7 protein-coding genes and 3 pseudogenes are annotated in these 12854 nt (G+C 56.1%); 6 read left to right on the forward strand and 4 right to left on the reverse strand.

Annotation, left to right across the window (positions count from 1 at the left end):
- Nucleotides 1-138: 138 nt before the first annotated feature.
- Nucleotides 139-2268, reverse strand: a pseudogene (locus tag B4967_RS10870) (TonB-dependent receptor domain-containing protein).
- Nucleotides 2269-2557: 289 nt separating this feature from the next.
- Here B4967_RS10870 and B4967_RS10875 point away from each other — a divergent pair.
- The 3 genes and pseudogenes from B4967_RS10875 (at nt 2558) to B4967_RS10885 (ending at nt 5599) form a co-directional block, all read left to right on the forward strand.
- Nucleotides 2558-3493, forward strand: a complete 936-nt coding sequence (locus B4967_RS10875) for an ABC transporter substrate-binding protein (RefSeq protein ID WP_083025205.1) — start codon at nt 2558-2560, stop codon at nt 3491-3493.
- Between the two features lie 56 nt (nt 3494-3549).
- A pseudogene (locus B4967_RS10880) lies at nt 3550-4517 on the forward strand (FecCD family ABC transporter permease).
- Nucleotides 4460-5599: an HD-GYP domain-containing protein gene (locus B4967_RS10885; protein ID WP_243470526.1), complete on the forward strand. Its 1140-nt coding sequence runs from the start codon at nt 4460-4462 to the stop codon at nt 5597-5599. Before B4967_RS10880 ends, B4967_RS10885 begins: the two are co-directional and overlap by 58 nt.
- 109 nt (nt 5600-5708) lie before the next feature.
- Here the strand turns inward: B4967_RS10885 and B4967_RS10890 are convergent, their stop codons facing one another.
- The 3 genes from B4967_RS10890 to B4967_RS20900 all read right to left on the reverse strand — a co-directional run bounded on the left by B4967_RS10890 (nt 5709) and on the right by B4967_RS20900 (nt 8732).
- Nucleotides 5709-7370 carry a methyl-accepting chemotaxis protein gene (locus B4967_RS10890; protein ID WP_083025206.1) on the reverse strand — a complete coding sequence of 554 codons (1662 nt, stop codon included), beginning with the start codon at nt 7368-7370 and terminating at the stop codon, nt 5709-5711.
- A gap of 400 nt (nt 7371-7770) precedes the next feature.
- On the reverse strand, nt 7771-8370 hold the full coding sequence (locus B4967_RS20895; protein ID WP_340638743.1) for a helix-turn-helix domain-containing protein: 600 nt from the start codon (nt 8368-8370) through the stop codon (nt 7771-7773).
- 5 nt (nt 8371-8375) lie between these two features.
- A complete protein-coding gene (locus B4967_RS20900; protein ID WP_340638744.1) occupies nt 8376-8732 on the reverse strand; it encodes an AraC family transcriptional regulator in 357 nt (118 codons plus the stop codon).
- Nucleotides 8733-8944: 212 nt separating this feature from the next.
- Between B4967_RS20900 and B4967_RS10900 the strand changes: the two genes are divergently transcribed.
- From B4967_RS10900 to eat, 3 genes and pseudogenes are all read left to right on the forward strand, one after another.
- Entirely contained in the window at nt 8945-10351 is a 1407-nt protein-coding gene (locus B4967_RS10900; protein ID WP_083025208.1) for an ethanolamine ammonia-lyase subunit EutB, read from the forward strand.
- A gap of 54 nt (nt 10352-10405) precedes the next feature.
- Nucleotides 10406-11194, forward strand: a complete 789-nt coding sequence (eutC, locus tag B4967_RS10905; RefSeq protein WP_243470531.1) for an ethanolamine ammonia-lyase subunit EutC — start codon at nt 10406-10408, stop codon at nt 11192-11194.
- Nucleotides 11195-11349: 155 nt separating this feature from the next.
- Nucleotides 11350-12809: pseudogene (gene eat / locus B4967_RS10910) on the forward strand (ethanolamine permease).
- The last annotated feature ends 45 nt before the right edge of the window (nt 12810-12854 follow it).

Below are 12854 nucleotides of genomic sequence, written 5' to 3' on the forward strand. Positions count from 1 at the left end.
TATATTAAAACCATGAATTGTCGCTATAGAGGGAAGCTACTGCTGAGGCGATCCACAAAAAACATAAAAAAGCCCCGGTGCGTAGCCGGGGCAGCAAGTGAGCATTGAAACAGTAAGTGAAACTACATGGGCGTCTGTTTAGAACTCATAGCGAGCAGAGAGCCACAGGCGGCGACCCTCTTCGCTGTTGGCGTAAACGTTGCCGAAGCTGGTGCCATCGCCGTAGGCGCGGTAGTCGACAAAGTCTTTATCAAATAAGTTGTAGAGGGTGGCGCTGACGTTAAATTGGTCGGTAAACGCGTAACTGCCGCCTAGGTGAAACAGCGAGTAGGCTTTGAAATCCCCCAGGTCAGCGAAGGAGGGCGCGCCCCTAACACGTTCACGGTTGCGATAGCGCTCGCTGCGGTACTCGGCAGAGAGCCAAGTATCTAGCTTCGTTGTCGCCTGCCAACGCAGCGTGGCGTTCAGCGCGTGTTCGGGCGTATCAGTTAGCGGTTCGCCACGGTTATTGCCGCTTTTCTGCTCGCTATCGGTGTAGGTGTAATTAGCGGATAAGCGCCAATCTGGTGTGAATTGATAGCTGGTGGAGAGCTCTACCCCCTGAGTCGCCGCTTCATCGATATTCACGTCCTGGCTATACACGCCATCCGGGATAAGCGGGTCGTTTTCAATCAGGATATCGTTGCCGCTGGCAATTTTATCGTCGAACTGGTTGTAGAACAGCGTCGCGCTGGCGGTAAAGCCTGTTTGACTATCGTAGTTCGCGCCGATTTCGCTGCTGGTGCTGGTTTCCGGCTCAAGGTCCGGGTTGCCGATCGTCAGGATCGTGCCCTGGCCGGTCACCCCGTTAATACCCTAGTGAAGGTCATTCAGGGACGGGGTCTTGTAGCCACGGCTCACACCGCCTTTTAATGTCCAGTTCGGCGTGGTGTTCCAGACTAAATAGCTGCGGGGGGTGAACTGGCTGCCAAACGCATCGTGATGGTCGTAGCGGCCGCCCAGCGTCAGCGCGAGATCATCACGCAGCATCCACTCGTCTTCCGCAAAGAGCGACCAGGTGGATTGCTCGAAAGTCTCATTGGCCAAGCCATCATCCAACTCAGCATCCCACCACTGTAGGCCAACGGTGGTCATGTGGTTACCCAGCGGCATAATAAACTTGCTATCCAGTACCGTATTGACGGTTTCCAGCTTACGCGGGGCACCGCCAATAATGCTGGGGAAGCCCTCATAGGCAACACCCTCTTCTCCGGGAATGGTGCGGCCGGTGGTTTCCGTGGTGTTACGCATCAGGCTCGATTCCAGCGTGCCAGAGGCAAAGCGCCCAGTATGGCCGATAGCCACTTGTTCCCGCTCGAAACGTAGCTCGTCGGCATAGCCGTTTGCCACGCCAGGGTTGGGCGCACAGCTGCGGGTGCGGCCGTCCAACGTACCGAGTTGGCACTCGTCGTTGTTGTAGCGCTGGCGGTTCACCTCCCCATCCAGCCAAAGGTCGTGGCTGTCGTTAGGCGTCCAGGGTAGTTTGCCGCCCAGGTTGTACACATCGCCCTCTACCGGGCTAGGGCCGCGCTGGCTCACCTCAACCGGGTTGCCGTTAGCGTCGGTGTAGACAAGCTCTGATGCGTCACGCTCATAAAAACGCCCGCGCAGTTGAACGCCCAGCGTGTCCTCTACCAGCGGGCCGCTGGTGTAGAGATTGAATTCACGGCGGTCGCCAAAGTCACGATCTTCCTTAAAAGGACTCTCGACGCCGACAGAGCCAACCCACTCGCGATCTACTCGGCGGGTAATAATGTTGATCACGCCGCCCCTGGCATCAGAGCCATGCAGTGTCGACATCGGCCCGCGAATTACCTCAATACGTTCAATGCTGGAAACCGGCGGGAAGAAGCTGGTCGAGGTTTCACCAAAACCGTTAGGCGTGACGCTTCCAGCCGCATTTTGGCGGCGGCCATCAATCAGGATCAGCGTGTAGTCGCTGGGCATACCGCGAATGCTGATATTGCTGCCGCCGGTTTTGCCCACCGAACCGCCGACATCTACCCCTTCTACATTACGCAGTGCATCAGCCACGCTGGTAATGCGTTCGCGCTGAAGCTCTTCTCTGGAAATAACCGAGATACTCGCCGGAGCATCCACCATTGCCTGCTCAAACCCACTGGCAGAGACAACAATGTTATCCAGTTGCGTTGATTCTTGCGCATTAGCCGCCGCAGTAACGCTAAGCGCGATGGCACTGGCGAGGGCGGTGCGAGTAAAGCGTGGCATGGCGATCCCCTGATATGAGTATTGTTTGCTAATTAAGCTGATTATCAAATGAGTTGCGGATTCTAAGAAGAAAAGTTCCCACTTGCGAGATGGTTTGATCGAACATGGTGTTGCTGTTAATGGAACAGTGCCGGATGGGGAGCGCTTGCCTATAAAGGTTGTTAGTCCGCTAGCTAATATGGGCAGCCTAACGTTGCAGTAACTGCAACACCGCATTCGATGTAATAGGAGTGCAAGTGTTTTTGAGAATCGTTACTATTGGATTAACGGTTAATCAGGAGAGGCTCACATGCGACACACGTTACTGCAGCGCGGTTTACTGGGAATGTTGATGGGCGGCTTGCTGGTGGGCACCGCCCAAGCGCGCACGCTGGAGACGGCTTACGGCAACGTTGAGGTTGGTGATCACCCAGAGCGGGTAGTCACCCTAAATGAAGGTGCGCTGGATGCCGCGCTGGCGGCGGGCGTGACCCCGGTAGGGGCGGTAACCACCCGTGGCGGCGACAACGTGGCAGAGTACGTGACCGACTACCTCAGTGCGAACGAGCTCGAACACCCTGAAATTGTGGGCGTCGTGCGGGAAATTAATATTGAAGCAGTGCTGGCCCAGCAGCCGGACCTGATTCTAGCCGCAGCACAGCTTCCGGAGGAGCAGTACCAACTGCTATCGCAAATTGCTCCCACTGTGGTGCCCCACACGCAACCGCTAGCGGCCGATAACTGGGAAGCCGAAGCGCGCTTATTCGGCCAGGCTTTGAACCAGGAAGAGGCCATTGAGGAAGCGATCAGCGCCGTCGATCAGCGGGTCGACGCTATGTCAGACGCAGTAGCTGACGCCGACGTGGGCATCAACGCCTATCTGGTGCGCTGGATGCCTGGCGGCCCCATGGTAATGTCGGAAAACCTGACTGCCACCGGCCTGTTAGAGCGCGTCGGCCTGGATGTGCAAGGCGGCGAGCTGATCGGTGAACGGGGCGTGCACAGCGACGTATTAAGCCTTGAAAACCTCTCTCAGGTAGACGGCGACTGGCTGTTTTTGGCCACGCTAAATGATGACGGCCAAGCCGCCCTAGATAGCGCCAAACAGAGCCCCGCCTTCAACCGCTTGAACGTGGTACAGAACGAACGAGTGGTGCCGGTCAACGGCCAGCTCTGGAGCAGTGCCAACGGCCCGCTGGCGGCCCAGGCGATTCTGGATGACATCGAGAATGCGTTATTGCCGTGATGCTACTTACCAAGGCTGGAAGTAGCGCCAGGTGGCGCTGCTCATCCCGACACTGGATGCTGATTCTGCTCACCGCCCTTGTGGCGGTGAGCGTCGTTAGTTTGTTGATAGGCGCAGGCAGCGTTGGCCCCCGCCAAGTGTTTGGGCTGCTAAGCGGGAGTGTTCCCGCCGAAGCGCGCTTTAGCGTCTGGGAGCTGCGCGCCCCCCGCACGCTAATGGTATTGCCGTTGGCGTGGCGCTGGGCGTAGCGGGGGCGCGGCGGCAAGCCGTTTCCCGCAACCCGCTGGCCGAGCCGGGCTTGTTGGGCGTGAGCGCAGGCGCTGCGTTTGCTGTTTCCCTGGCGCTGGTGTTAGGGGCCAGCGCGGCCACTTTACGCATTCCCGTGGCCCAGTTAGGGGCGCTGATCGGCTGCGTGTGCGTGCTCGGCGTGGCGCGGCTGCGCGGTGTGGGGAGCGACCCGGTGCGCTTAGTGTTAGCGGGGGCAGCGTTTTCCGGGCTGCTCGGTTCGCTCCGCGCACGGATGCTGCTCTACGACCAGCGCGCCGCCGATGAGATTCGCTTTTGGGTGGTGGGCAGCTTGGCGGGTAGGCGGCTAGACGAATTATGGGCCGTGCTGCCCAGCCTGCTGGTAGCAGGAGTGGGCGTTGTATTGATTGCCCGGCCGCTGGCCGCGCTGGCGCTAGGGGAGCGGGCCGCCAGCGGTTTAGGGCACCACCCTGGGCTGATTCGCTGGCTGGCGGTGGGCTGCGTGGCGCTATTAGTCGGCGCGGCCACCGCTATTGCCGGGCCGATTGCGTTTGTGGGGCTGGTAGTGCCTTTTGTGGCGCGGGCCATCGCCGGGCCGGATATTCGCCGCACGCTCTGGTTCTGCCTGCCCGTCGGCCCACTGATCGTGCTTACCGCCGATATTATCTCCCGTGTCGTCGTTGCTCCCTCCGAGCTGCCCTTGGGCGTGCTCACCGCGCTATGCGGCGCGCCGGTGCTGATTGCGGTGGTGCGGGCCAAGGGCCTGCCGATGCTCTAACGCACTCTCTTTGGTTATCTGATGCTATGAAAATGACGGCAAAACAGTCGATGAGCGGTGTGGTACTGCCCCGCACATCCACCGCTTATCAAGAAGAGCCGAGCGCCCAGGCGGTGGCTGCCCCGCAGGGCTACTGGCGCGCTGCGCTGCCCCGTTATGGGGTGAGCGTGCTGCTGGAAAAGCGCGCTGTGGCGGTGAATATCGGGTTGAGTGCCGCACTGATGGCCGCTTGCGTGATCAAAAGCCGGAATCACTTTCCCGAACAAGTGATATATGACTGTGCGGACTCTATCCTCTATCTCGTTCGTGAGGATCGTAAAGCGCTGCTATATGCACTTACTTTCCTTCACAATGAGCCAGAGTGGGTTAGGCATGCTGTGCGTGTTGCCGCGCAAATGGCAGATATTATGCTTATTCGCGATGCTCACTCTACCCAAGTACGAGAGGTGATGGTAGGCACGCTATTGCACACTATGGGTAAGCCTTTGTTAGTGAGCGAGGAACTGCCATCGCTTAAGTCTAATATGACACCTCGACAGAAAACGTTACTAAAGCAGCATCCAAATGTTTTATGGGATAAACTTGTATCATTGAACTGGAAACCTAGCCCAGTATGTAAAGATATACTATTAAATGCCAATGAGCGATTAGATGGCTCGGGTTACCCCTCGGGATTGAAAGGCCCTCAATTATCTGAAAACGTGATTTTACTGTCAGTAATAAAAATAATTAATAAGCTTACCTATGAACGTAATGGAATAAAGCCACGTACCCCTCTTGATGCTTATCGTTTAGTAAGTGATAGCTATCAGAGCTATGATAAGGCAACATTGGTTGAATTTATGCAGTGTTATGGACTTTATCCTATCGGGAGTCTGGCTAAGTTTTCCGGTTGTTTTTTGGCTTGGATTATTGATATTGACAGTAAAGGAATGCCAGTTAAGGTGAACGTAGTGAAGAATCTTGCCTTTATGGATACCAATATTGATAGCATTTTGGATGCAGGGGACTTTTCCCAGATAGGAAGGTTAGAAGGCGTTGTTGATCCTAATGATTATGTTGTAAAATTTCTTAAGTTATGATTTCTAAACCGCCCTGGCTATTCAGGGCGGTTTTTTAGGTAATTCATTGTAGTCTGGATAATATTGCCTCAGAGGCAATATTATTGTTTAGAAGTAAGCAGTTGGCTCATTAAAACTCCTCCCAGCTCGGCTCCTCGCTATCTTTTACCAGTTTGTGCCCAAGACTGTGCTTTTGGACAGGCAGTGAGTGAGCAGCCGTAAAGGGCTTGGGTGCTGTGGTGGGCTGCGCTACATTTAATTTGAACGTGGCGATTAAATCTGCGAGGCGGTTCGCTTCATCTTGCAGAGAAGCCGCTGCGGTACTGGTTTCTGAAACTAAAGAGACATTCTGCTGAGTCGCAGAGTCCATTTGCGTAATAGCCGTCGTTACCTGGTTGATACCGCTTTCTTGCTCATTAACCGCCAAGGCGATCTCTTTCATTAGCTCGGAGACTTGCTGCACTGCCGCGTCAGTGCTTTCCATTCCTTCACCGCTAAGCTCTGACTGCCGAGTGCCCTCCTTAATACGTGTAGCGATGCCATCAATAATACTGCGAATTTGCCCGGATGATTCGGACGTTTTCGTGGCCAGTTTACGAACTTCTCCCGCGACGACCGCAAAACCCCGTCCGTGTTCACCGGCGCGGGCGGCTTCAACGGATGCGTTCAGTGCCAAAATATTGGTTTGAAACGCAATTCTTTCAATCACCCGGATAATATCTTGGACGCGCTGAGAGTGCTCCTCCATATCTTTCATGAGTGCGGTGGTTTGCTCTACCTCTTTGCGTGCATCACTGGCTTTTGATGAAGCAGTAGAGGTTAATTCGCTGGCAGTGCTGGCGGTTTGGTTATTATGGGTAACCGTTGAGGACATCTCCTCCATGCTAGAGGCGGTTTCTTGCAGTGCGCTGGCCTGCTCTTCGGTACGAGAAGCTAGGTCTTCGCTGCCGCTAGCGATTTCACGGGCGCTGTGAGCCACCATTTGGCTCGTTTGGTTTAGCGTTTCCATCATATCGGTAAGCTTAATCTGCATCGCTTGCATGGCTTGATACAGCTTACCGATTTCGTTGCGACCTTCATCTTCAATATGGCTGGTCAGGTCCCCTTGTGAAATATTCTCGCAGATGGTGACTGCACGGCTAAGCGGCGACACTATGAACCGGCGTAAACCAATCTGTAGGCCTACAAACAGCAGCAGTGAGACAACCAACACCGTGGCGACTGTCCAAATGATGCGCTGATTAGCGGTGTTAGCTTCACTCTGCATCTCATCTGCCAGGTCTTCAGCAAAGAGGGCAAATTCACGCGTAGCATCGGTGAGAGAGCCGGCTTCTACGTCAAGGCGCTGCTCTTGTTCAGCGATTTGAATAGGATCGCCCTCTGCTAGTGCTTGAATGACGGCCGGTGTTACTAACTCCTGGAAGCTATTGACGACTTCTATGTAGTACGGGTAGCGTTCCTGCCCTTCGGTCACATCGTAGCCGCTTAGTTCATCGAAGCGTTCTATTGCTCGCTCTAAGCTGCGCCGAGCTTGCTCCAAGGGAATATACGTATCAGAGTTGGTTTTGCTGCTGTATTCAACAAACCTTGCCATGCGCAGCCGCAGTTCCATCAGGTTCACTTCCATGCGGTTGGCTGCGGCAACTTGATCGGCGCTTAGCTCAGATATTTCATTAATATCGCTCAAGCTGTTGCGGGCAGCTGAAATGGCGAGAGTCCCAATGGCTAATACCATCACGATAAGCAGCGCCATGGCGGCAGTTAGGCTATGTTGGATGCGGATGTTTTTCATGTTCCCTCTGGGTAATGGTTGAGTAGAGTTCGTTGAGACTCATACCACCGTAGGTGATGGAGGCAGTCCCACTGGAGCCGAGGCTAGTAGTTCAATTTTTATAAGTTGCTTGAGTACGCTGGACTTTATATATAAAGTGCGCAGTTATTAATAATAATTAATTTCGTTGCTTTCGATTGAAAATTGTAATGCTAGCGTATGACAATGTCTTGTTACTAATATTCTTTTTTGTGAAGACAACCAGAAAAATTGATAGGTTTGAATGAAATATCAAAGAGATTTTTTCTTTGTTTAATTTAAATGACTGTTTTGTTTATTTTTTTGTTTTTGAGTAATTTTTTATAATTTTTGAGTTAAGCTTATTGGTTGATGCCATTAGTGATTTCTCAATAAGTTTGCATTAATGGTTGTGATCGTTTTGCATTGTTGTATATAGCGTCTGCGAATGGCACTCACCAAACTGCCGCTTATAGTCGTGGGCGAACTGCCCTAAATGCCAAAATCCCCAATACGTCGCAATCTCGGTCACTGTTTGTGGCGGTTCAGCTGCGCGCAGGGAGCGCCGCCCTCGGTTAAGGCGCGTCAGCCTTAAAAACTGCAATGGGCTGATCCCTAAAATCGTCGTAAAGCTATATTGCAGCGTGCGTCGGCTCACATGGGTCAGTTCACACAGCGCGTCCATGGTGATGGGGGCGTCTACATGCGCGTCGACGTACTGCTTGACCCGGTCGGCCACGGCTTTGCGATGCGCGTAGCTGGGAGGCAGCTCGCCACAGGGCTGTTGGGCATCTAATAGCTCCAGCAGGCCGGTTAAAAGAATATCCTGATGCAGCTTTTCAGCAATGGCTCCCTGCTGTTGGCCTAACAGCCGCTCCAATAGAAACAGTAGGGCGCGCAGCGTGGCAGGGTTCACATGACGGCGGGGCACGGTCATCCACTGCTCATCCAGCGTTATGCCCTGGCGTTCGGCAGCGGCGTGTAATGCCGGTAGACGTATCACCAGCCCTAAATATCGAAGGCTTCCGGGGTCACCAATTCAAAATCGCGCCCGCCGGGGCGGCACATCACTTGCTGCGCGTCGAGCGGCTGCCCATTGATACGCGAGCCCGCTGGTCGGGTTGGAATGCCCAGCCATAAAGAGTTCTCCCACGCCCGGCAATACTGACGCAGCGCCTGGGCGGTGTGCTCTTTGAAGACCTGGATGGCAGGCAACGCAATTTCATCCAGCCGCCCATAAAACCGCCCAGGCGTGAGCTGATCATACTGCTGCTGCCAGTGGGTGAGGTTTTGCGCATGCTCGTCAGCATCAAACGCTTCTTGAATGCACTTTTTTGGTGCGCTTTGGGTAGGCGTCAAGGTCATCACCAGCTCCTGACAGCGTGAATCAACCGCGTCCACGCCTTGTTGTTGTTATTAACCAGCTGTTTCTTATTGGTTTTTATAGCCTTGGTGTGTTTTGCCAAATCTCGATACTCCCCGTTAAGTGATAGCGCTATTGTGAGAACAAGCAAGTTTTGTTCCTCAACGCGCATACCGTGCCTTGAGTATCGAACAGGTAAGAGAAGGGAAGGCCTATGGCGAAGACCTATCACACCAGGGTGGGGAGCCGCCGCTATCGCTTTAGCGGGCTCGCCGAACTGATGCCCAAAGCCACGCCGCCGCGCTCGGGCGACCGCCTGGCCGGGGTGATGGCGGAGTCCGCAGAAGAGCGGGTCGTCGCTCAAATGGTGCTGGCGGAGCTGCCGCTCACCACTTTTTTGAACGACGCGCTGATCCCCTACGAGCAGGACGAAATCACCCGCCTGATTATCGACGACCACGATGCGGAGGCGTTTGCGCCGCTGAAGCACCTGACCGTAGGCGATTTTCGCAACTGGCTGCTTTCGGACCACGCCACCAGTGAAGCCCTAGCCGCTGCAAGGCTCGGCATTACGCCGGAAATGGCCGCGGCGGTGAGTAAGCTGATGCGCAACCAGGACCTCATGCTGGTGGCGAAGAAATGCCAGGTGACCACGGCATTTCGCAACACCATTGGGCTACCGGGGCGGCTTTCGACCCGCTTACAGCCCAACCACCCCACCGATGACGTCACCGGCATCGCGGCCAGTATTCTCGATGGTCTGCTGTATGGCAGCGGCGATGCGGTGATCGGTATCAACCCGGCTACCGATAACGTCGCTCAGAGCATCAAGCTGATGCGTCTGATGGACGACGTGATCCAGAAATACGAGATCCCTACGCAATCCTGCGTGCTGACCCACGTGACCAATACGCTAGAAGCCATTGAACAGGGCGCACCGGTGGATCTGGTGTTTCAATCCATTGGTGGCACCGAAGCCACCAACCGCAGCTTTGGGTTCGATTTGAGCACCCTGGCGGAAGCTGAAGCCGCCGCGCAAACGTTGAACCGAGGCACCGTGGGTCGCAACGTGATGTATTTCGAAACCGGCCAAGGCAGCTCGCTCTCCGCCGACGCCCACCACGGGCTGGATCAGCAAACCTGCGAAGCCCGGGCCTACGCCGTGGCGCGCAAGTTCAATCCGCTGCTGGTCAACACGGTGGTGGGGTTTATTGGCCCTGAATATCTCTACGACGGTAAAGAGATCACTCGCGCCGGCCTTGAGGATCACGTCTGCGGCAAGCTCTTAGGTGTGCCGATGGGGTGCGACGTGTGCTACACCAACCACGCCAACGCCGATCAAAACGATATGGACAACCTGCTGACGCTGCTGGGCGTGGCGGGCTGCAACTTCGTGATGGGCATCCCCGGCTCTGACGACAGCATGCTCAACGATCAAACCACCTCGTTTCACGATGCGCTCTATGCCCGTCGGGTGCTGGGGCTAAAAGCCGCGCCAGAGTTTGAGCAGTGGCTGGCCAAGATGCAGATCTTCCAAGATGTGAGCACCCATCGTCTTAACGACCAGCTGCCCGCCGCCTTTGCCAACAGCCTGCGCCACTTGCCGAAGGGGAGCGACTGAAATGCCTAAGCAACCCACGCAGGAAACCACTGCGCCGATCGTCATTGAGAACCCCTGGGAGCGCCTGCGCGCCTTTACCGATGCGCGCATTGGTTTGGGGCGCGCGGGGGTGAGCCTGCCCACCAAGCAGTTGCTCGCGTTTCACTCGCCCATGCCCAAGCTCAAGATGCGGTTCACTGCCCGCTGGAGTGTCAAACACTGGCCGATGAGCTGACCCAGGCGCTTGGCTTGAGCACCGAACCGCTTGCGGTACACAGCCGTGCAGAGGACCGCGCGATGTACCTGCAGCGGCCCGACTACGGCAGACGCCTTAACGAGGCATCCCGGCAAACGCTGCAGCAGGCGGCAGAGAGCGGCCAACGGTTTGATCTGGCGGTGGCGATCGTCGATGGCCTCTCTGCCCTTGCGGTGCAGCAGAACAGCACCCCGTTTCTCACCGCGTTGTATGACGCATTCGGGCGCGACAAGTACGAATTGCAGCTCGCACCGCTGACACTGGTGGAACAAGGGCGCGTGGCGATTGGCGACGAAGTAGGCGCGCTGCTCAACGCAGATGCAGTGCTGGTCATGGTGGGCGAGCGCCCCGGCCTAAGCTCCCCAGATAGTTTGGGGCTGTACATGACCTGGGGCCCCGAAGTGGGGTTAAAAGATGACCGGCGTAACTGTATCTCCAACGTGCGGCCGGCCGGGCTTGCGTATGAAGAGGCGGCCCGGCGCTTGTTGCTGCTGTTAACCGAGGCGCGGGAGCGCAAGCTCTCCGGCGTGAAGTTAAAAGACCGCAGCGAAGACAACGTCTTGGAGGGCGGCAGCGGTTCAACTAGTAATTTCCTTGTGGCTGATTGACGGTAACAGCCGCAAAAACGCGGACGACACTTTTAATAACAACGCTGACGACATTTTCAATAACACCGCTGACGGCTCTCCCAATAACAAGACGGAACCAGGATCACAGCACGCCGCTGACACCCATTGCGTTCCACACTGAAAAGGGCAAAACGATGACACAACCAACGGTTGATCAGGCGTATCTGGCCAAGCGCCAGCTGCGTAAAGGTACGGCAGGCTGGATGCTGCTCGCGGGCCTTGGGGTCTCCTACGTGATTTCCGGTGACTTTGCGGGCTGGAACTTTGGCATTGCCGAAGCGGGCTGGGGCGGCTTTGCGATTGCCGCCTGTTTGATGGCGCTGATGTACCTCGCGCTAGTGCTGGCGCTGGCAGAAATGTCCGCCGCCATTCCCGCGGCAGGGGGCGGCTACAGCTTTGCCCGCCAAGCCATGGGGCCTGCGGGCGGCTATTTGACTGGGCTTGCGGTGTTGATTGAGTACGCGCTGGCCCCGGCGGCCATCGTGATTTTTATTGGCTCGGCGGTGGAAGCGTTATTAGGCGTTAACGGGCCGCTGGTGTATCTGCTGTTTTATGCAGTGTTTATCGGCATTCACCTGGCGGGCGTGGGGGAAGCGCTGAAAGTGATGATGGTGATTAGCGGTTTGGCGGTCTTGGCCATTTTGGCCACCGCCGTGGCGCTGATCAGCGATTTCGATTCGGCCAACCTGTTTGATATTGCACCCACCGATGCGGCGGGGGCGAGCACCCTCATGCCATTCGGCTGGTACGGTATTTGGGCGGCGCTGCCTTTTGGCATGTGGCTGTTCCTGGCGGTAGAGGGGTGCCGCTGGCGGCCGAAGAGGCGAAAGACCCCGCCCGGGATATGCCCAAAGGCATCATTGGGGCGCTGCTGTTCTTGCTCTTCACCGCCCTGCTCGTAGTCGTGCTGCTGGCCGGTGCGGCGGGCGCTGAGATGATTGGCCAAAGCGGTGTGCCGCTGGTGGATGCGCTGAATGCGGCGGGTAAACCCCCGCTGGCGACCCTGGTCAACGTGCTGGGCTTAGCGGGTTTGATCGCGTCGTTCTTCTCGATTATTTATGGCTATAGCCGCCTGGTATTTGCGCCCTCTCGGGCGGGTTATCTACCCAAACCGCTGTCGCTCACCAGCGAGCGTAAAGTGCCTTACTTAGCGCTGATTGTGCCCGGTATTTTGGGCTTTCTCGCATCGCTGAGCGGGGAAGGCGATCTGATGTTAGGCATGGCCGTTGTGGGGGCGACTATCTCTTATGCGCTGATGGCGCTTAGCCATATTCTGCTGCGCGTGAAACAGCCCGACCTGCCGCGCCCCTATAAAACGCCGGGAGGCGTGGTGACCTCCGGCATCGCGCTGGTGCTCTCGCTCGTCGCGTTGACCGGTGTCTACGCGTTTGACCCTCGCGCGTTCAACTACACCATCGTGCTGTTCATTGCCGGAGCGGCTTACTACTTCCTCTACAGCAAAAACCATTTAGTCGCGAAAACCGCAGAAGAGGAGTTCGCGCTGGTCACCGCCGCGCGAGAGGATCTCGACCCTGTCGCACCGAAGGTCGCCTCCGCCAAAATTGTAATCACCACGGCAGATCGCCTAGTCTGAACCACAGCAGTGCGCCTCTGGGCTTTCGCTCATAGGCGTTGTTAT

It is taken from the genome of Vreelandella lionensis (genome assembly GCF_002087295.1).
GTDB classification, from domain to species: Bacteria; Pseudomonadota; Gammaproteobacteria; order Pseudomonadales; family Halomonadaceae; genus Vreelandella; species Vreelandella lionensis.

What these genes read in the sequence shown, in the direction of transcription:
- B4967_RS10885 (WP_243470526.1), top strand. Translation starts at nt 4,460, where the DNA reads ATGCGGCGCGCCGGTGCTGATTGCGGTGGTGCGGGCCAAGGGCCTGCC.
- B4967_RS10890 (WP_083025206.1), bottom strand. Translation starts at nt 7,370, where the DNA reads ATGAAAAACATCCGCATCCAACATAGCCTAACTGCCGCCATGGCGCTG.
- B4967_RS20900 (WP_340638744.1), bottom strand. Translation starts at nt 8,732, where the DNA reads ATGACCTTGACGCCTACCCAAAGCGCACCAAAAAAGTGCATTCAAGAA.
- B4967_RS10875 (WP_083025205.1), top strand. Translation starts at nt 2,558, where the DNA reads ATGCGACACACGTTACTGCAGCGCGGTTTACTGGGAATGTTGATGGGC.
- B4967_RS10900 (WP_083025208.1), top strand. Translation starts at nt 8,945, where the DNA reads ATGGCGAAGACCTATCACACCAGGGTGGGGAGCCGCCGCTATCGCTTT.